This window comes from Nonomuraea endophytica (genome assembly GCF_014203235.1).
In the GTDB taxonomy this organism is placed as follows: Bacteria; Actinomycetota; Actinomycetes; order Streptosporangiales; family Streptosporangiaceae; genus Nonomuraea; species Nonomuraea endophytica.
Genome location: NZ_JACHIN010000015.1, coordinates 79,070 through 98,000, shown reverse-complemented (window position 1 = coordinate 98,000; position 18,931 = coordinate 79,070). Strand labels below are relative to the sequence as shown.

The following is an 18,931-nucleotide window of genomic DNA, read 5'->3' as shown; positions in this document are numbered from 1 at the left end:
GAGCCCGAGCTTGGGAGTCCGGGCTGGTGATGGAGCGGGCAAGGGTCTCGGCATGGTCGAACTCGCCAGCGCCGACCAACGCTTCCCCCAGCGCCATCAGCGCCTGAGCTTGGGAGTCCGGGTCGGTGATGGAGCGGGCAAGGGTCTCGGCGGTGTGCGCGATACGGCGAGCGTGGTCGAACTCGCCAGCGCCGACCAACGCTTTCACCAGCGCCGCCAGAGCCCGAGCTTGGGAGCCCAGGCCGGTGATGGAGCACGCGACGGTCTCGGCGGTGTGCGCGATACGGCGAGCGTGGTCGAACTCGCCAGCGCCGACCAACGCTTTCACCAGCGCCGCCAGAGCCCAGGCTTGGGAGTCCGGGCCGGTGATGGAGCGGGCAAGGGTCTCGGCATGGTCGAACTCGCCAGCGCCGACCAACGCTTCCCCCAGCGCCATCAGCGCTTGAGCTTGGGAGTCCGGGTCGGTGATGGACCGAGCAAGTGCTTCGGCGCGAATACTGTTTCCCAGTCTGGCCCACACCACCGGTAGATCGAACGGGATGTTCGCATTGCGATCAGCGAGTTGTTCCCGGGTATAGGCCAACCGCAACATCGCGGACAGATCGGGAACTGCTTGCCCACAGATAGTGCTCTGACATGCCATGATCTCAGTCAGTGCTTCACTATCGCCTCCGCTGACATCCAACATCCGGTCGAGCCGTCTCCGATCGGTCGCGCACGCCACCATGCGCTTCAGATCATCCGCTTCCCTTAGCAGGCGGTGATAGCCGCGCAGCAGATACTGCGGCGTCCCTTCCGGCCATCCCTGCTCCTGATATCCCTGTGCCCACGCATGGATCCGCTCGCGGAATCCCGCCAGCCCGCTTTCCCCGAAAGACTCTCTGGCCGACACTTGAAGCTCTTCATGCGCCAGCACGAACACCTCCGGCCGCACCTCTGGCTGCCAGTGGCTATTCCGGCTAGTGAAGGTGCGCCCTAACACTGCGCAAAGCCACTCACGCACCTCACCAGGGCTAATCTCGGTCAGCTCCGCCAGATCACCGACAGTCAAACCACCACCGGCAGCCACGAGCAATCCTAGGATGTTGCAACCGACAGGTTCTCCGTGCAGCACATGCGCCAACTCCCGCATCGCGTCATCACGGATGACCTGCGCCTTACGCGACGGCGTCAAATGGCGGACGATCCGCCAATCCCGCAACGGATGACGCGCGGGCACATCGGTCGGCACCGGAGGGCGGGGCCGGCCCGACACCACAATCCGCAGTCCCTCTACCACCACCGAAGGTAACAACGCTGCGATGCTGTGCGCACCCGGCCCGACGGTCACCCCTCGATCCTCATCCAGGCCATCGACCACTAAAATCAGCCGCTCACCCGCCTGTGTACACGCCTGGGCAGCTTCCTCCAGCAACTGGTTGAACCATCCTTGCTGTGTCGAAACTCCCAACAGAGGAGGCAACGACTGCCCCAGCAACTCCGCCAACTGCGGCAACACCACGTCCAGGAACGCCTGACGATCACTCTGGCCCGCATACCGCGCGGTGATGAAGAACGACACCACCCGCACTCCAGGTGGCGGATCCAACACCAACGTGGCCATCAACGCGGATTTGCCCGACCAAGCCCTTCCCTGCCACCACACATAACCCGACCCCTGATCTGCTGTGCAGAACGCGGCAAGCTCGGCCAACTCCTGCTCGCGCTCCTCCAACTCCCAGGGAAAGATTTCTCGGACCTGCTTCAGATAGGCCGACCGAGCCACAGGCTCCCGATGCCCTAGATGGAAGTTACTTTCAATGTGGAGACCCGTGTTCGCGTACCCGCCAGACGCTGCGTGCGCCGAACCGCTCCGGCGCACACTCCCCTTCCACGGCCAGCGAATCCTCAACGTCAACGCCCCTTGCCCTGGTCTTCAACTCAGTTGGACACCGGAGTTGGCCTCACCGTCGCCAGATGCTTTGGCATCGCCTGTACACTCGACGATCACCTGATCGGGGAATGCGCCAGCATCTCCCACCAAGCCCGTGTTGGCGCGCCCACCACTCGTTGAGGTCGCCCGACCAGTTTTGGATACCCGCAACCGCGAACCACTCCGGCCGGCCGCAGGCCATCCCGCCCACACGGCGACCCCTACCGCCGCTGCTCCCGCCAACGCTGACAGCCCAGTAGCGATCTTGTTTGCGGTATCCCACTGCACCACCAACAACACCACAGCCACCACCGCCACCAGCACGGCTGTCCCCACCAGCACCCACCGTCGAGCTGTCATTCTGGAATTATCCACCCGCATCGCGACGAATGCAGGCTAATGAGCAACCCATGGCATCAGCGAGGAGCGCGCGGCGTAACGCACCCACCCCCTTCGCCGGTCGTCACCGCTCATAACCCTGGCCGGGCAGTGATCATGGATGAGCCTGTTCTATCGTGTGAACAACCCGAGTTGTAATGACCCCCACGATCGGCGCCCGCTGGCGTCGGCGGGTGGCGTGGGGGTGGCTTGCCGTACTTCTGAAGCGGTTAGGAGAGTTTGCGCTGCATGAGCTGAAGGCTGCGCGAGGCGACGGCGACCAGCGCTTCCGGGAGCCACTGCTCGTCCGGGAAGGGCTCGTCGCGGGCGGTGTCGTCGCTGGTGTCGAAGACGGTCTGCCAGGCCGCGCCGAACTCCTCGCCCGGCAGCGTGAACGTCATGTCCTCGTGGTGGGCGTTGATGAGCAGCAGGAACGAGTCGTCCTGGATGCGCTCGCCGCGCGGGCCAGGCTCGGTGATGGCCTCGCCGTTGAGGTAGACCATGAGCGACTTGGCGTAGCCCGTGTGCCAGTCGCCGGCGCTCATCTCCTCGCCCGCCGGGGTCAGCCACACCAGGTCGCGGCCGTTGTCGGCGGTGCGGCCGCGGAAGAAGCGGCGGCGCTGGAAGACCGGGTGCTCGCGGCGCAGCCTGGCCAGCGACCGGGTGAACTCCAGCAGGTCCGACTCGGTGTGGACGGCCGTCCAGTCGATCCAGGTCAGCTCGTTGTCCTGGCAGTAGGCGTTGTTGTTGCCGCGCTGGGAGCGGCCGAGCTCGTCGCCGTGGGAGATCATCGGGACGCCCTGCGACAGGAAGAGCGTGGCCAGGAAGTTGCGGCGCTGGCGGTGGCGCAGGCGGACGATCTCCGGATCCTCGACCGGGCCCTCGGCGCCGCAGTTCCAGGAGCGGTTGTCGTCGGTGCCGTCGCGGTTGTCCTCGTTGTTGGCCAGGTTGTGCTTGCGGTCGTAGGAGACCAGGTCGGTGAGGGTGAAGCCGTCGTGGCAGGTCACGAAGTTGATCGAGGCGACCGGGCGGCGGCCGGACGTGGCGTAGAGGTCGGCCGAGCCGGTCAGGCGGGAGGCGAACTCGGGCAGTGCCGAGCCGGTGCCGCGCCAGAAGTCGCGCACCGTGTCGCGATATTTGCCGTTCCACTCCGTCCACAGCGGCGGGAAGTTGCCCACCTGATAGCCGCCGGGGCCCACGTCCCACGGCTCGGCGATCAGTTTCACCTGCGAGATCACCGGGTCCTGCTGGATCAGGTCGAAGAACGCGCTCAGCCGGTCCACGTCGTGCAGTTCCCTGGCCAGCGCCGAGGCCAGGTCGAAGCGGAAGCCGTCCACGTGCATGTCCAGCACCCAGTAGCGCAGCGAGTCCATGATCAGCTGCAGCGCGTGCGGCGAGCGGACGTTCAGCGAGTTGCCGGTGCCGGTGTAGTCGAGGTAGTAGCGCCGGTCGCCGTCGTGCAGGCGGTAGTAGGCCGAGTTGTCGATGCCGCGGAAGCCGAGCGTCGGCCCCATGTGGTCGCCCTCGGCCGTGTGGTTGTAGACCACGTCCAGGATGACCTCGATGCCCGCCTCGTGCAGGGCGCGGACCATGGCCTTGAACTCCAGCACCTGCTCACCGCGCGAGCCCGCGCTCGAATAGGGGCCGTGCGGGGCCAGGAAGGCCATCGTGTTGTAGCCCCAGTAGTTGGTCAGCCCGCGCGCCACCAGGAAGTGCTCGGGCACGAAGTGGTGCACCGGCATCAGCTCGATCGCGGTCACCCCCAGCGAGACCAGGTGGTCGATCACCGCCGGATGCCCGATCCCCGCGTAGGTGCCCCGTTGCTCCGCCGGCACCGACGGGTGGCGCATCGTGAGCGCCCGCACGTGCGCCTCATAGATCAGCGTCTGGTGGTACGGCGTGCGCGGCGGCCGGTCGTTGCCCCACTCGAAGAACGGATTGATCACCACGTTCTTCGGCATGTAGGGCGCGCTGTCGGCGTCGTTGAACTCGGCCGGATTGGTGAACCGGTAGGCGAACAGCGCCTCGTTCCAGGTCAGCTCCCCGTCGATCGCCTTGGCGTACGGGTCGAGCAGCAGCTTGGCCGGGTTGCAGCGATGGCCCTGCGACGGCGCGAACGGGCCGTGGACGCGGTAGCCGTAGCGCTGGCCCGGGGCGATCCCGGGCAGGTACCCATGCCAGACGAACCCATCCATCTCGGGCAGATCAACGCGCTCCTCGGAGCCGTCATCCTGAAAAAGGCACAGCTCAACTCGCTCGGCGACCTCGGAGAACACCGAGAAGCTGGTGCCCACGCCATCCCAGGTGCCGCCAAGTGGATAGGGCTCGCCCGGCCAGACCTCACGCATGTGACCCAATTGTCGCACGCGATCGTCCCGTTGCTAGAGCAGTTCTGCTTTCAGGCTGATCGTGGTTCCCGAAAGGGCCTTGCTGACGGGGCAGTTCGCCTTCGCCGTCTCGGCCGCCTCCTGGAACTGGTCCGGCGTCAGGCCGGGGACGTGGCCCTTGACGCTGAGCACGATGCCCGTGATGCCCTCGCCCGGCTGGAAGGTCACCTCGGCGCGGGTCTCCAGCGACTCCGGCGGCGTACCCGCCCCGGCCAGGCCGTGGGACAGCGCCATCGAGAAGCAGGAGGAGTGGGCGGCGGCGATGAGCTCCTCGGGTGAGGTCTTGCCGTTGGCCGACTCGGCCCTCGACGGCCAGGAGACCTCGAAGGTGCCGACGCCCGAGGTGTCGAGCGAGACCGTACCGGAGCCGTCGAGCAGCGCGCCCTTCCACTGCGTGGTAGCCGTACGCGTGGTCGCCATGGCGATTGTCCCTTCATCGATTGCCGATACAGGTCCGAACATATCCTGTATCGCCGCCGTGACCATGAGTGGTCGGTTGTAATCGGAGCGGAGCGTCGTAATCCCCGCAGCGGAGGGCCACCGTGCCGGAGGACGATGAACGGTATGCCGCGTTGTACCACCGCCATTACTCCACGGTTCTGCGCTACGCCGCGCGCAGGGTAGGGCGGGACGCGGCGCCCGACGTCGCCGCCCGCACCTTCACCGACGCCTTCCGCCGTCTGGGCCAGGTGCCCGGGGAACGCCGGGCCGAGCGGGTCTGGCTGCTCGGCATCGCCCGCGGCCAGGTCAGCAACGAATGGCGCGGCCTGCGCAGACGCCAGGCACTGGCCGACCGGCTGGCCGTCTGGCGCGCGCCGCCCGCCGACCAGGGCCTCGACGGTGAGATCGTCACCCGCCTCGCCTTCCACGAGGCGCTGGCGCGGCTGGCCGGCAAGGACAGGGAGGCGCTGCGCCTCTTCTACTGGGAGGGGCTCAGCGTGGAAGAGGCCGCCACGGTCGCCGGCTGCCGCGCCGGCACCATGGCCACCCGGCTCAGCCGGGCCAGAGCACGCCTGCGCGAGCACCTGCGCACACTCGGGTTCCAGGAGGGGAGCTGATGGACGAGCTCGCACGGCTGATGGCACGCCACGACCCGGCCCCGCACGAGGTGCCGCCCGACGAACTGCTGCTCGCCGAGATCCTCGGCACCGCCAGGCCGCGCCGCTGCTCCACGCTGTCCTGGCGGCTGACGTTCGGCGCGGCGCTGGCCACCGGGCTGGTCATCCTCGCCGCCGGCGCCATCCCCACCGCCAGAGCGCCGGGACAGATGACCGTCACCGCCTACTTCCGCTACCCCGGCGCGCCACTGGCGCTGTGCGGAGAGCCGGGCTCCCGGCCGCGCAAACTGCCGGGGACCGGCGGCGGCGCCCGGCGCGTCGTACTCGGCCTGGCCGAGACCGCGGCCCGAGCCGGCCGGGTCGCGGCGCGCGGCCACGGCCGGATCACGGTGGCGTCGTCGCTGCTGAGGCCGGGCGGGCGGACCAGCGTGCTGTCCAGGCAGTGGACGCCTCTCCCCGGGCGCCGGGTGGAGCACACGCTGAACCTCGACGGCGAACGCCTCGTCCAAGCTCAGCCGGGCCGGGAAGGACCGTACCGGCCAGGACCGTCGCTCCCCGCCGACCTGCTCGCCCGCCTCTCAGCGGAGCCCGAGACGTACGGCCTGCTCACCGCCGTCATCTCCCTGAACGAGACCGAGATCCTCGACGCCCCCCGCACCGCCGCGATGTGGCGCGTCCTGGCCGACCGGCCGGGCCTGCGCACCCTGGGCCGGGTCACCGACCGCCGGGAACGCAGGGGACAGGGGGTGGCCTTCGACGTGGGCACGACCGACCGGTGGGTGCTGGTGGCCGACCGGGGGAGCGGCGACCTGCTGGGGGTGGAGCGCGTGATGCTCCGGCCCGCCGACGGCCTGGACATCACGCCACCCTGCGTCCGCGACTTCTGGACCTTCCTCGACCGCGCCACCGTAGCCACCGTAGGCGACTGACCCGGTTCGTTGTACGGCGCGGTGAGCCCCCTCGGCACGACGGCGCGGCGAAGCCCTTGAGACGGCGGCTCGGTGGGTTGGCTTCGTGGGCCCGTGAGAGATGTGGCTGTGCGGGGCCGTAAGGAAAGCCGGGCGGCCGGACTATTACCGGGCATGATGATGACGCCCGCTTGGTGCCCGCCCCACCCCGAGGACCTCCGCCCCACCCCGCGCGACGGCCGCCGCTGGTGCGGCCCGCTCGAAGGCGTGCTGCGCCGGTTGTGGTCCCCCAAGGACGGCCCGCCACGCCCCGACTTCGTCACCGCCGTGGACGACCTGGCCACTCTTGAGTACGGCCCCGCCACCCGCCTGGCCACCGGCCTGGCCATGCTGTGGATAGGCGGCACCGGCATCGGCTACGTGGTCAAGGACCCGGACGGCATCACCGGCCGCAGCCTCCCCTTCTCCCGCCCGGCCCTGTGGCGCGACCTCCCACCGCCGTCCCCGGCACGCATGCTCGCCGCCCACGCCCTGTGCGACCTGGACGGCCTCTCCTCAACCTTGGAGTGGCGCGCCCTGACCCGCCGCTGCCTGCCCCTCTTCCGCGACCGCCCCGCCCCGGGCCCCCGCGACTGGTGGGCCGAGTCCTTCGCCCTGAGGTCGCAGCCCCGCATCGCCGCCATCCTGAGCGGCGACCAGGGAACAGCCGAAACCGTCGCCGCCTACCACCACCGCATCACCACCTCCTACCCCACCCCGCCCTACCCCTCCTCCTAACCCACCCCGCAGCCCCACCTCCGCAGCCTCCACATCTCGGCAACCACACCCCACCGCGTCTCCTCCCGAAACTCCGCGCGGCGCCCCTCCCCGCGCGGGTCCCGGGCAGGACCCCCACCTCCTGCCCGGGACACCCTCAACCACCACACCCCCACCCATGCCTCCGGCCACCCCTCGGGACCCACGCCTCGTGTCCCCCCGTCTGCCTGGACCGAGCGCCGCCCACCCCCGCGACCGGATGGTCCCAGGGCGGGCGGGGGTCGGGCCAGCGGGTGGGTGCTGGGGTTCGGGCGGTGTGGATCCTGGGGCGTGGGACTCCGGAAACCGGGTCCAGGACGGAGGGAACCCAGGCGCCCGAGCCCGCCCAAAGGAGGGTGGGGAAATCGGGGCGCTCGTTTGTCATCCGGCTCAACATTTCCGGCGAATAGTGACATGCTCGGGTCGCGGCGCACCCGCCGCCTAGGTCCGGATCACGGGAGTGTGGTGCCAGTGGAGGCACCGTTCGACGACCGCCTGTTGCACCAACGGGTGGTCGGCGGCGATGAGTCCGCGCTCGGGGAGGTCTATGACCGCCTCTCCTCGCTGATCTTTGGTCTCTCGCTCCGCGTCACCAGGGACCGTGTGATCGCCGAGGACATCACCCAGGAGGTGTTCCTGATCTTCTGGGAACGGCCCCTGGCCTACGACCCCGACCGCGGCACCCTGCGCGCCTGGCTGGCGACGATCGCGCACCGGCGCGCCGTCGACCACGTTCGCGCCGAGGAGCGGCGCCGGGTCTCCGTCCTGGGGCCGAGGCTGTTCGAGCCTCCGCCTGAGAGACTGGAGGAGACCGTGCTCGCCGCCGACGAGGCCAAGCGGGTTCGCCAAGCGGTCACCCGGCTGCCCGAAGGTTTACGCGAGGCGATTGAACTGGCGTACTTCGGTGGCCGTACATATCGGCAAGTAGGCGAGGAGCTGGGCGTGCCCGAGGGCACGGCCAAGTCGCGCATCAGGCTGGCGCTGCGGCGCCTGGCCGACGCGCTGGCAGAGGAAGAGGTGTGATGGAGCCCGTCGAGCGTCTGTACCTGGACGCCCTCATGGAGGAAGCGGCCGTGCCCGAGCGGTCGCTCCGGCCGCAGCTGCTGGCCGGGGCGCGGGCCCGCCGCCGGCCCGCCGCGCCCACGGCCGCGTGGGCGGAGCCGTACGCCGGACGGGTGGCCGCCATGGACGCGCTGCTGGCCTCCGCGGTGGACGACGACTGGGCCCGCGAGATCGTCGAGGGCTGGACGCTGCAGGAGCTCGTCGCCCACCTCGCCGCCAAGGACGGGCTGCTGGCCGCCTCGGTCGGCGCCCCCGTGCTCGGCCCCGCGCTCGACGCGCTCGACGCGATGGGACGCACCCTCCAGGTTCAGGAGTACGAGCGGGCGCGCAGCCCCGAGCAGACCCGGCGCGACTGGCGGGCACAGGCGGACGCGCTCTGCCGGCACCTGGGCGGCCTGACCCCCGACACGCCCGCGACGCTCGACGGCGTGGCCGGCGCGGTCAGTGACCACGTCCTGGCCCGCGGCCTGGAGACGTGGATCCACACCGACGACGCCGCCTCCGTCGCAGGGGTACGGCTGCCGCACCCCGTCCCCGCCCACATCCGGCCGACCGCCGACCTGTGCGCCCGCCTGCTGCCGTGGACGATGATGTTGTCCGGGGTGGACGGCGCCGGCCGTACCCTGCACCTGATCTTGACCGGCCCCGGCGGCGGGGAGTGGACCATGCCGCTCGGCGTCCACGACACCGCGCCCGGCACCCCGGACGTCTCGATCACCACCGACGTGATCGACTTCTGCTTCCTGCTGGGCGGGCGCGCCGAGCCGGAGTCGTACCCCGCCGAGATCACGGGCGACCACGCCCTGGCCGCCGACATCCTGCGCACCGCCCCGGCCCTGTCCGGCCCCTGACGGCCCACATGCCTAGAGCTTGGCGGCCGCCTCGGTGACCATCTCGCGTTCGTAGGAGTCGTCGCTCTCGGCCAGCACCCGCTTCACCCCGGCCTCGGCCCGCGCGTCACCCCGCTCGGCCAGCCCCCGGGTGGCCTCGGCCACGGTGCGCAGGTCGGTGTCGTCCAGCCGCTCGGCCAGCACGTCCCTGATCTCCGGGGTGTCGGCGTCGAGCGAGGACAGCCCGGCGGTCGCCCAGTCGCGCACCTCGGAGTCGTCGTCGCGCGTCATCGAGACCAGCAGCGCCAGCCCCTCGGCGTGGCCGGGCGGCAGCACGTCGGCCAGCGCGATCGCGTCGGTCATCGTGCGCTGGTGGTCGGGGCGGCCGAGCACGTCGAGCACCTGCGGCAGCGCCCGCGGGTCGCCCTGGTGCCCGAGCGCGGCCAGCACCGAGCGCAGCACCTGCGGGTTCCCCTCGGTGGTGGCCATCTTCTGCAGCAGCGGCAGCGTGCGCTCCAGGTAGGGCTTCTCGCCGTCCTCGGTGACGCCGTACTGCGCGATCGCGTCGACGCCGAACTCCCGCTCGCGCGCGTCCTCGCTCACGCACAACCGCGCCAGCGCCTCGTACGTCTCCTCGTCGGCCCGCTTGCCCAGCGAGTCGGCGACGACCCACCAGGTCTCGGCGTCCTCGTCGACGTCGCGGTGGGCCAGCGCCCTGGCGACGAGCTGGGGGATGGGCGTGTAGATCCCGGCGGCGTCCTCCAGGAGCGTGGCGACGGCGGCGTGCCCGCGCTGGGCCTGCACCTGCTCGCTCTCCTCGCCGTCGGCCGAACGGCCGGCCACGGTCACCAGCTCGGTGCCGTCCTTGGCGAACTGCCTGCCCACGACGTACTCCCAGTCGTCCTGCCCGATCTGGTCGAGCAGCGCGGTCTCCAGGTGGACGCCGACCCAGTCGATCGCGATGTCGTGGGGGCTGTCGCCGTCGCCGTCGTACTTCTCCGCGTCGGCCCCGGCCGCCAGCAGCTCCCGCACGACCCCGAGCGCGCCCCGCCTGGAGGCCAGGCTGAGCGGGGTGTCGCCGTCCTCGTTCGGCTCGTCGACCTGGGCTCCGGCCTCGATGAGCGCGCGGGCGGCGTCGGCGTTGCCGTTGGCGGCGGCCCACAGCAGGGCGTGCCAGCCGCCGCTCTCCTTGGCGTTGACATCGGCCCCGGCGGCCAGGAGGGCCCCGATCACGGACACCCGGTCCCAGGCCGCGGCCGCGCAGAGCGGCAGCCCTTCCTCACCGGCCTCGTTGGCGTCCGCCCCGGCGGCGAGCAACGTGCCCGCCGTCTCCAGGTCGCCCTTCAACGCCGCCTGGTACAGCTCTTCCTCACGCATGACAGCGACCCTAACGCCTCACTGCCCCAACGCCGACGAACGTCCCGGCGGGTGCACGGTTCGATGGATGAGGAATCCTCCTTCTGGAGGACCGCGACACCCACAAGACGCGATATGTTGCGACTATGACAGACTCTGGGGAACTGCGTGCCTCCGACGCCGAGCGCGAGGCCGTCGTGGAGCAACTACGCGTCGCCTCAGTCGACGGCAGGCTGACCCTCGTGGAGCTGACCGACCGCACCGAGGCCGCCTACACGGCGACCACCCATGCCGAGCTGGCTCTTCTCACCCAGGACCTGCCCGCGGCCGGCTTCACGCCCATGGTGGCGCCCGTGCCCGCGCCCGAGCGTAAGAAGCGCTGGTTCATGGCGTTCATGGGCGACACCAAGCGGCGCGGCAAGTGGCGGGTCGACCAGGAGCTCGGCGCGGTGGCGGTCATGGGCGACGTGGTGATGGACCTGCGCGAGGCCGAGGTCCGCACGGACGTCATCGACATCACCGCCGTCGCCGTCATGGGCGACGTCAAGATCATCGTGCCCGACGGCGTGGAAGTGGACATCGACGGCTTCGCCTTCATGGGCGACAAGAAGGTCGACGTGCTCGAGGCCGCCCCCGGCATGAAGGTGCCCGTCGTGCGCGTGCACGGCTACGCGGTGATGGGCGACATCAAGGTGTACGGCGACGCCCGCGCCAAGCCGATCAAGCGCGGATGGGCAGCCTGGCGCGAACACCTCGGCCTGACCCCCGGCCAGCTCTCCGGAGACCCCCGCCGCCTCGGCGACTGACCACCCCTGGAGACGATTCCACCGGGCGCGTGCAACGTCCGGCGATGGCTCGCGCGTACTGATCGGTGACATCCACCGCGCAGTGAGGACCACCGGAATGCGGGATCGCGCAGACTTCGAGCGCTACGTCGGCGAGCGCGCGCCGCGCCTGCTGAGGACCGCGTACCTGCTGTGCCGCGACTGGGCGACCGCCGAGGACCTGGTGCAGACCGCGCTGGCCAAGGCGTGGACCGCGTGGCGGCGGGTCGGCGCCAACCCCGACCCGTACGTCTACCGCATCCTCACCAACACCCACGCCTCGTGGGGGCGGCGGCGCTGGCGCGGCGAGGTGCCGACCGGCGAACTGCCCGACACGCCGCAACCGTCCGACCCCGAGGCCCGGCTCAGCACCAGGGACGCGCTCAGAACCGCCCTGACGGCCCTGCCCGCCCGGCAGCGCGCGGTGATCGTGCTGCGCTACTTCGAGGATCTGCCGGACGCGGCCATCGGGGAGATCCTCGGCTGCTCGGTGGCCACCGTACGCAGTCAGGCCAGCCGCGCGCTGGCCAAGCTGCGGCTCGACCCCGCGGCCAAGTCCGCGGTCAACACGGGGAGCTGACCCAATGACCCTCACCGAGCGGGATCTGCGCGAACTGCTGGAGTCCGACAGCCTCGACGGGCGCCACCGGGGCGTGTCCGTCGCGGACGTCGACCGCAGGGTCCGCCGCATCCGCACCCGCCGCCTGCAGGCGGTCACGGCCGTGGCCGCGGTCGTCGTGGCCGTCGCCGCCCTTTCCTCCGGTAGGGCCACGCCCGCCCGCGAGGAGGTGTGGGAAGGCGTCATGGCCCAGCAGGCCCCCAGCGGCTACACGCTGAAACACCCGGTCGTGGTCAGGGAGTTCGCCGAGGGCGGCAAGCCGCAGACGATCACGTTCAAGAGCGGCGAGCCGAACCCGATGGCCCTGCTCGTGAGTTGCCGGCCCGACACCTACCTGCTGGTGTGGCTGAACGGCCTGCGGGTGGCGAACGAGCCCTGCGGGCAGACGGCGGCGGGCGCGCCCATGTGGATGCGGTCCGACCTGCGGTCCAAGGTCGGCCGGAACACGGTCACCGCCCTCCTGGTGCCGAAGTCGGCGGTGCCCGGCGGCAGGCTCAGCGCCGCCGAGGCCGACGAGATGGCCGCCTGGGCCAGCTCGTTCGAGGTGACCTGGACGCTGCAGGTCATGGAGCGGGAGCCGGCCGGCGCGTGCAGTCAGCGGCTGGTCATCGTCGACCCCGGCAGTGGGCGCGAGGTGCTCTCCTGGAAGTGCCCCGAGCCCGTGCTCGGACCGGATCGGACGGGCCCGTGAGGCGTCAGGCGACCGGCGCGGCCGCCACCGCGGCGAACGCCTCGGAGTAGCGCTCCAGGACCACGTCGACCAGCTCGGGAGCCGGGCCCAGGACGTCGGCGACCACGTCGGCCCCCGACTCCCGCCGCACCTTGTCGGCGAAGAACCCCGGCGCCAGCAGGTACGGAGCCACAGCCACCCGCGGCGCCCCGGCCCTGCGCAGCGCGGCCACCGCCTCGGCGGGCGTGGGACCGGCGGCGGAGGCGTAGGCGGGCACGACCCGCCACCAGCCGGCCCGCCGGCCCTGGCCGCCGTCGGACCACAGGCGCGCCAGGTCGGCGATGACCGCGTTGGCCCTGGCGTCGCTGGAGCCCGCAGAGACCAGGACGACGGCGGTGTCCGGGTCGCCGGGCCGTACCCCCGACTCCGACAGGCGGCGCTCCAGCGCCGCGAGCAGGAGCGGGTGCGGGCCGAGCGTCGTGCCGTAGTGGACGCGCAGCCGGGGGTCGCGGGCGCGCGCCTCGCTGAGGGCGGCCGGCAGGTCGACGCGGCTGTGGTAGGCCTCGGTCAGCAGCAGCGGGAGCACCGCGGCCTCGCGCAGGCCGTGCAGCGCCTGGCCGAGCGTGGGGGCCGCGTGGTCCAGATAGGCGGTGCGCACCGGGAGGCCGGGGCGGGCCAGCCGTACCTGGTCGAGGAGGGCTTCCACGGTCGCGGCCGCGCGCGGGTCGCGCGAGCCGTGCGCCACGGCGACCAGCGGCACGCTGTCCGGCAGCGATGGGGTGGCGAGTGGTGGGCGGGTCCCTGCGAGCCCGCCCACCCTCGTCACCGGGACCTCGCCCCTGCCAGAACGGGGTCCCTCGCCCGACGGATGCCGCCCGTCGGGCGAAATTTCGGTGGTCAGAGGTGAATGCCGCATTCGGTCTTCCCCAGGCCCGACCACCGGCCGCTGCGCGGATCCTCGCCATCGGCCACCTGGCGCGTGCACGGCGCGCAGCCGATGGACGGGTAGTTGTCATAGTGCAGCGGGTTGATCAGCACGCCGTTGTCGGCCATGTAGTTGTCCACGTCCTCCTGGGTCCAGGAGGCGATGGGGTTGACCTTGACCATCTGCCGCCTGGCGTCCCACTCCACGACCTTGGTGGCCGCGCGGGTGGACGACTCGTCGCGGCGGATGCCGGAGATCCAGGCCAGGTACGGCTCCAGCGCCCGGTTCAGCGGCTCGACCTTGCGCACGTAGCAGCACAGGTCCGGGTTGCGGCCGAACAGCCGGGGCCCGAGGTCGCGCTCCTGCTCCTGGACCGTCCGCGACGGCTGCACGTTGATCACGTTGACGTCGTAGACCTGCTGGACGGCGTCGCGGGTCCCGATCGTCTCGGCGAAGTGGTAGCCGGTGTCGATGAACAGCACGTCGATGCCCGGCTTGACCCGGCTGACCAGGTCGATCAGCAGCGCGTCGCTCATCGAGGAGGTCAGCGTGAGCCGGTCGCCGAAGGTGGCGGCGGCCCAGCGGATGATCTCGCGGGCGGGCGCGCCCTCCAGGAAGATGGCGGCTGACTCGACGATGTTCTGCAGGTCGAGTGTGCCGCGTTGTGCTCTTAAACCGGTCTCGATCTCGACCAGCGTCATATCTTTACCCCGATTCCCAGGAATTTCAGCTTGAAGGCGCGAGCGCAGGCGCGGCAGTACCAGCCGCCGTCGCCCTCGTAGGGCTCCAGATCCTCATCGCCGCAGTACGGGCAGTGGAAAGGAACCGCGCGGGCGCCGCTCATTTGAGGTCCGCCTCGTCGGCGCGCTGCACCCAGTCGGCGAAGCTCTCGCCTTCCTTCTTCTGGTCCTCGAAGTGGGTGACCACCCGCTCGACGTAGTCGGGCAGGCCGTCGGAGGTGGTCTTGAGCCCGCGCACCTTACGGCCGAAGCCCGGGTTGACGCCGAGCGAGCCGCCCAGGTGGATCTGGAAGCCCTCGACCTGCTCGCCCTTGTCGTTGACGACGAGCTGGCCCTTCAGGCCGATGTCGGCGACCTGGATGCGGGCGCAGGAGTTGGGGCAGCCGTTGACGTTGATCGTCAGCGCGTCGCTGAAGTCGGGCAGGCGCCGCTCCAGCTCGTCGATCAGGTTCGAGGCGACCGCCTTGGTCTCGACGATGGCCAGCTTGCAGTACTCGATGCCGGTGCAGGCCATGGTCTGGCGGCGGAACGTGGAGGGGCGGACCTGCAGGTCGTTGGCCTCCAGCTCGGCCACGATGCTGTCGACCCGGTCGGGCGTGATGTCGAGGATGACCATCTTCTGCTCGACCGTGGTGCGGACCCGGCCGGAGCCGTGGCGCTCGGCGATGTCGGCGATCGCGTGGAGCTTGTCGCCGTCGAGGCGGCCGACCTTGGGCGCGAAGCCGACGTAGAAGTTGCCGTCCTTCTGCGGGTACACGCCGACGTGGTCGCGGCGGTTGCCGCGCGGCGCCTCGGGGGCGGGGCCGTCGGGCAGCGGCTCCTTGAGGTACTCGGTCTCCAGGACCTCGCGGAACTTCTCCGGTCCCCAGTCGTTGACGAGGAACTTGATCCGGGCGCGGTGCCGGAGCCGGCGGTACCCGTAATCACGAAATATCCCGATAACGCCGCCGTAGACATCCGCGACCTGGTCGGGCCGGACGAAGACGCCGATGCGCTTGCCGAACATCGGGTTCGTGGACAGGCCGCCGCCCGCCCACAGGTCGTAGCCCTTCTCGCCGGTCGGCAGCTGCACCGCCACGAACGCCACGTCGTTGATCTCGTGCACCGTGCAGTGGGCCGGGCAGCCGCTGATCGCGGACTTGAACTTGCGCGGCAGGTTGGAGTACGCCGGGTCGCCGATGTACTCGTCGTGGACCTCGTGGATCTCCCCGGTCGAGTCGAGCAGCTCCTCGGCGTCGATCCCGGCCAGCGGACAGCCGAGGATCACCCGTGGGGTGTCGCCGCAGGCCTCGGTGGTCGACAGGCCGACCTCCTCCAGCCGCCGCCAGATGTCGGGCACCGACTCGATCTCCACCCAGTGCAGCTGCACGTTCTGGCGGTCGGTCAGGTCGGCGGTGCCCCGGCCGTAGTCGTTGGAGATGTCCGCGATGACCCGGAGCTGGCGCAGGTCGAGCTGTCCGCCGTCGATCCGGATGCGGAGCATGAAGTAGCGGTCGTCGAGCTCCTCGGGCTCCAGGATCGCGGTCTTGCCGCCGTCGATGCCGGGCTTGCGCTGGGTGTAGAGGCCGTACCAGCGCATGCGTCCGCGCAGGTCGGCCGGGTCGATGGAGTCGAAGCCCAGCTTCGAGTAGATGTCGATGATCCGCTGGCGAACGTTGAGACCGTCGTCGTTCTTCTTGTTCTCTTCGTTCTTGTTGAGCGGTTCGCGGTAACCGAGGGCCCATTGGCCTTCTCCGCGCGGGCGCTTGTGGTGCCGGCTGGCAGGGGTGCTCATTGCGCGTCCTTCAGGGTTTGTGGGCGCGCGCGGGATGTACCTCCTGCCTCACCATTGAGTGCAGGGGTCCCAGAAGAGCTTGTGCGACGCGCGCCGCTGCGAAATACAGGCAGGGATTAGCGGGCGTCGCAACAGATGGCACTGCGGACACGCTGGAGGTCGACGTGGCGTCGACCGACAAGCATGGGGTCCGCTGGCATGTTTCAAACGATACCCCGGCGCGTGTGGATGTCCAAGAAGGGGTCCAGACTCTGGGACCAGAACAGGGGTACCCCTATTCATCCCTGCCGCGGCCAGTCGAGGTCGGACTCCTTGGGCTCCTGCGCGGGCTGGTGCTGGCAGTCGCACCAGGAGCCGCCCCTGCACTCCTCGTGCCGGCGCTCCGTGCAGCTCTCGCAAATCACCTTCGACATTGTCGCACTGGAATGTTGTTCGGTTAGAGTGCGGTGCCATGGACCTCATGCGCGAGCTCGCCGCCGACCTGCGTGATGAGACCGCCTCACTGGAGGCGCTGCTCGTTCCGCTCGCCCCCGTGCAGTGGGAACTGGCCACCCCCGCCGATGGCTGGGCGATCCGGGACCAGATCAGCCATCTCGCCTACTTCGACGACGCCGCCGTGAGCGCCGTCACCGACCCCGACGCCTTCCGCGCGGGCGCCGCCGCGCTCATGAAGGGCCCCGCGTCCGTCGACGACCTCGCCGTCCGCGCCCGCGCCCTGTCACCGGCCGAGGTCCACGCCTGGTTCGGTACGGCCCGCGCCGCCCTGCTGACCGCCCTGTCCGGCCTCGACGCCAAGCGGCGCCTGCCCTGGTACGGCCCCGACATGTCGGCCGCCTCCTTCGCCACGGCGCGCCTGATGGAGACCTGGGCGCACGGCCAGGACGTGGCCGACGCCCTCGGCGTGACCCGCGAGCCCACGGCCCGGCTGCGCCACGTGGCCTCGATCGGGGTGCGGGCGCTGCCGTACAGCTTCGTGATCAGGGGTCTGCCCGTCCCCGAGCGGCCCGTCAGGGTCGAACTCGTCCTGCCCGGCGGGACACCGTGGACGGCGGGCCCGCAGGGCGCGGCGGACACGGTGCGCGGCCCAGCCCTGGACTTCTGCCTGGCCGTCACCCAGCGCGCGCACCTCGACGACACCGCGCTGGAGGTGCGCGGCGAGACGGCGGCGGCGTGGATGGCGATCGCGCAGGCCTTCGCGGGTCCTCCGGGCAAGGGCAGGGCCGCCTCAGGGAAGGCCCCGATGACCTGACCGGAGGCACACTGACATGCTGGACACATGCGGACACTGCTGAACGTCATCTGGCTGGTCTTCGCCGGGATCTGGCTGGCGCTCGGCTACGCCGTCGCCGGGGTCATCTGCTGCATCCTGATCATCACGATCCCCTTCGGCATCGCCTCGTTCCGGATCGCCGGTTACGCGCTGTGGCCGTTCGGTCGCACCGTGGAGCGCTCGCCGGATGCCGGCGTCATGTCCACGATCGGCAACGTCATCTGGTGCGTGGTGGCCGGGATCTGGCTGGCCATCGGGCATGTGCTCACCTCGATCCCGCTGTTCGTCTCGATCATCGGCATCCCGCTGGGTGTCGCGAACCTCAAGATGATCCCCATCTCCCTGCTGCCGCTCGGCGCGCGCATCGTGGACGTCAGATAGTCCGGCCGCGGCGGAGCATAAGCTTGCGGGAAGTACTCCTGCGAGAGCGTTGGTGCCATGACGTCGACCGATGCGCCTACCCGGCGTACACAGCGCAAGCGGCGCAGGCAGGTCCTGAGCAAGGTGAGGACCCACCTGAGCTGGGTGCGTGACACCAAGTCGTGGGCGCTCGTGCGCGCGACGACGAACGCGGGTGTCGACTACCGGGTGACCGGGCTGGCCGGGGAGGCGGCGTTCTTCGCGCTGCTGTCGCTGCCGCCGTTCGTGCTCGGGCTGATCGGTGTGCTGGCCAAGCTGGGCGTCTGGCTGGGCCGCGAGAACGTGGGCAAGGTCGAGCGGTGGGTCGTCGATCAGGCGGCCGTGCTGTTCACCACCGACGCGGTCGAGAAGGTGGTCAAGCCGCTGATCGCCGACATCCTCAGGGACGACGCCAGCAAGGTCTCGATCATCTCGCTCGGTTTCCTGCTGTCGCTGTGGTCGGGCTCGCGGGCCCTCTACGTCTACGTCGACCTCATCTCCGTCGCCTACGGCCTGGGCGAGGAACGCGGCATCGTGCGCACGCGGCTGATGTCCTTCGGCCTCTACCTCGTCGGCCTGGCCATCGGGCTGCTCGTCATGCCGGTCCTGGTCATCGGGCCGACGCTGCTCAAGGAGGCGCTGCCGGCGCAATACACGCCGGTGATCGACCTGGCGTACTGGCCGGTCGTCATCGTCGGCTCCGTGCTCTTCCTGACCGTGCTCTACCACGTGAGCGTGCCCGTGCGCACGAAGTGGTACCGGGAACTGCCGGGCGCGATCCTGGCGCTGTTCATCTGGATCGTCTGCGCCGGCGTGCTGCGGTCGGTGCTGGCCGCCTGGTTCTCCCCGGTCTCCATCTACGGCTCGCTGGCCGCGCCCGTCGCCGTGCTCCTCTGGCTCTACATCACCGCCCTGGCCGTGCTCATCGGCGCCATCCTGAACGCCGAGGTCGACCGCCTGTGGGGCGACACCCGCGCGGCCATCGCGAAGTAGGCTCCGCACCGGGCCCGAGCGCCTTCCGCTA

The 18,931-nt window shown here is 70.4% G+C and carries 21 protein-coding genes; 11 read left to right on the top strand and 10 right to left on the bottom strand.

Going from position 1 to position 18,931, the window contains the following annotated elements; all coding sequences use genetic code 11:
• The 3 genes from HNR40_RS41895 to HNR40_RS41885 all read right to left on the bottom strand — a co-directional run.
• On the bottom strand, positions 1–1,714 hold a 1,714-nt coding region (locus HNR40_RS41895; protein ID WP_184971663.1), incomplete at its 3' end, for a P-loop domain-containing protein.
• Positions 1,715–2,520: 806 nt separating this feature from the next.
• The gene (glgX, locus tag HNR40_RS41890) at positions 2,521–4,638 is read right to left on the bottom strand and encodes a glycogen debranching protein GlgX (RefSeq protein ID WP_184971661.1); all 2,118 of its coding nucleotides are present in this window, start codon (positions 4,636–4,638) and stop codon (positions 2,521–2,523) included.
• 33 nt (positions 4,639–4,671) lie between these two features.
• The gene (locus tag HNR40_RS41885; protein ID WP_184971659.1) at positions 4,672–5,097 is read right to left on the bottom strand and encodes an OsmC family protein; all 426 of its coding nucleotides are present in this window, start codon (positions 5,095–5,097) and stop codon (positions 4,672–4,674) included.
• Positions 5,098–5,219: 122 nt separating this feature from the next.
• Here HNR40_RS41885 and HNR40_RS41880 point away from each other — a divergent pair, with 122 nt between their 5' ends.
• The 5 genes from HNR40_RS41880 to HNR40_RS41860 all read left to right on the top strand — a co-directional run bounded on the left by HNR40_RS41880 (position 5,220) and on the right by HNR40_RS41860 (position 9,351).
• Complete coding sequence (locus tag HNR40_RS41880) at positions 5,220–5,735, top strand: RNA polymerase sigma factor (RefSeq protein WP_184971657.1); 516 nt, start codon at positions 5,220–5,222, stop codon at positions 5,733–5,735.
• Positions 5,735–6,664: a hypothetical protein gene (locus tag HNR40_RS41875; protein WP_184971655.1), complete on the top strand. Its 930-nt coding sequence runs from the start codon at positions 5,735–5,737 to the stop codon at positions 6,662–6,664. The genes HNR40_RS41880 and HNR40_RS41875 overlap by 1 nt, the downstream gene beginning before the upstream one ends.
• 93 nt (positions 6,665–6,757) lie before the next feature.
• Entirely contained in the window at positions 6,758–7,420 is a 663-nt protein-coding gene (locus HNR40_RS41870) for a hypothetical protein (protein ID WP_184971653.1), read from the top strand.
• 489 nt (positions 7,421–7,909) lie between these two features.
• Positions 7,910–8,461 (top strand): sigma-70 family RNA polymerase sigma factor, encoded by a 552-nt coding sequence (locus HNR40_RS41865; protein ID WP_221341486.1) that lies wholly within the window; start codon positions 7,910–7,912, stop codon positions 8,459–8,461.
• Positions 8,461–9,351, top strand: a complete 891-nt coding sequence (locus HNR40_RS41860) for a maleylpyruvate isomerase family mycothiol-dependent enzyme (RefSeq protein WP_184971649.1) — start codon at positions 8,461–8,463, stop codon at positions 9,349–9,351. Before HNR40_RS41865 ends, HNR40_RS41860 begins: the two co-directional genes overlap by 1 nt.
• Positions 9,352–9,363: 12 nt before the next feature.
• Here the strand turns inward: HNR40_RS41860 and HNR40_RS41855 are convergent, their stop codons facing one another.
• A complete protein-coding gene (locus HNR40_RS41855; protein WP_246510214.1) occupies positions 9,364–10,707 on the bottom strand; it encodes an ankyrin repeat domain-containing protein in 1,344 nt (447 codons plus the stop codon).
• 125 nt (positions 10,708–10,832) lie between these two features.
• Here HNR40_RS41855 and HNR40_RS41850 point away from each other — a divergent pair, with 125 nt between their 5' ends.
• From HNR40_RS41850 to HNR40_RS41840, 3 genes are all read left to right on the top strand, one after another.
• The gene (locus HNR40_RS41850) at positions 10,833–11,492 is read left to right on the top strand and encodes a DUF1707 SHOCT-like domain-containing protein (protein WP_184971647.1); all 660 of its coding nucleotides are present in this window, start codon (positions 10,833–10,835) and stop codon (positions 11,490–11,492) included.
• A 97-nt stretch (positions 11,493–11,589) separates the two neighbouring features.
• A complete protein-coding gene (locus HNR40_RS41845; RefSeq protein ID WP_184971645.1) occupies positions 11,590–12,090 on the top strand; it encodes a SigE family RNA polymerase sigma factor in 501 nt (166 codons plus the stop codon).
• A 4-nt stretch (positions 12,091–12,094) separates the two neighbouring features.
• A complete protein-coding gene (locus tag HNR40_RS41840) occupies positions 12,095–12,820 on the top strand; it encodes a hypothetical protein (RefSeq protein WP_184971643.1) in 726 nt (241 codons plus the stop codon).
• Between the two features lie 4 nt (positions 12,821–12,824).
• Here HNR40_RS41840 and HNR40_RS41835 read toward each other — a convergent pair whose 3' ends face one another.
• The 6 genes from HNR40_RS41835 to HNR40_RS56800 form a co-directional block, all read right to left on the bottom strand.
• The gene (locus HNR40_RS41835) at positions 12,825–13,715 is read right to left on the bottom strand and encodes a sirohydrochlorin chelatase (RefSeq protein WP_184971641.1); all 891 of its coding nucleotides are present in this window, start codon (positions 13,713–13,715) and stop codon (positions 12,825–12,827) included.
• Entirely contained in the window at positions 13,697–14,425 is a 729-nt protein-coding gene (locus HNR40_RS41830) for a phosphoadenylyl-sulfate reductase (protein WP_184971639.1), read from the bottom strand. The genes HNR40_RS41835 and HNR40_RS41830 overlap by 19 nt, the downstream gene beginning before the upstream one ends.
• On the bottom strand, positions 14,422–14,568 hold the full coding sequence (locus tag HNR40_RS55520) for an Insertion element protein (protein ID WP_246510212.1): 147 nt from the start codon (positions 14,566–14,568) through the stop codon (positions 14,422–14,424). Before HNR40_RS55520 ends, HNR40_RS41830 begins: the two co-directional genes overlap by 4 nt.
• Positions 14,565–16,238 (bottom strand): nitrite/sulfite reductase, encoded by a 1,674-nt coding sequence (locus tag HNR40_RS41825; protein WP_184971637.1) that lies wholly within the window; start codon positions 16,236–16,238, stop codon positions 14,565–14,567. The genes HNR40_RS55520 and HNR40_RS41825 overlap by 4 nt, the downstream gene beginning before the upstream one ends.
• A gap of 116 nt (positions 16,239–16,354) precedes the next feature.
• A complete protein-coding gene (locus HNR40_RS58010) occupies positions 16,355–16,438 on the bottom strand; it encodes a putative leader peptide (RefSeq protein ID WP_311132608.1) in 84 nt (27 codons plus the stop codon).
• A 78-nt stretch (positions 16,439–16,516) separates the two neighbouring features.
• A complete protein-coding gene (locus HNR40_RS56800; RefSeq protein WP_281395790.1) occupies positions 16,517–16,651 on the bottom strand; it encodes a hypothetical protein in 135 nt (44 codons plus the stop codon).
• A gap of 38 nt (positions 16,652–16,689) precedes the next feature.
• Between HNR40_RS56800 and HNR40_RS41820 the strand changes: the two genes are divergently transcribed.
• Genes HNR40_RS41820 through HNR40_RS41810 form a run of 3 tightly spaced genes read left to right on the top strand, consistent with a single transcriptional unit; the run spans position 16,690 to position 18,900 of the window.
• Positions 16,690–17,487 (top strand): TIGR03084 family metal-binding protein, encoded by a 798-nt coding sequence (locus tag HNR40_RS41820; protein ID WP_184971635.1) that lies wholly within the window; start codon positions 16,690–16,692, stop codon positions 17,485–17,487.
• A 27-nt stretch (positions 17,488–17,514) separates the two neighbouring features.
• A complete protein-coding gene (locus HNR40_RS41815) occupies positions 17,515–17,889 on the top strand; it encodes a YccF domain-containing protein (RefSeq protein ID WP_184971633.1) in 375 nt (124 codons plus the stop codon).
• 57 nt (positions 17,890–17,946) lie between these two features.
• The gene (locus tag HNR40_RS41810; RefSeq protein WP_221341485.1) at positions 17,947–18,900 is read left to right on the top strand and encodes a YihY/virulence factor BrkB family protein; all 954 of its coding nucleotides are present in this window, start codon (positions 17,947–17,949) and stop codon (positions 18,898–18,900) included.
• Positions 18,901–18,931: the final 31 nt, after the last annotated feature.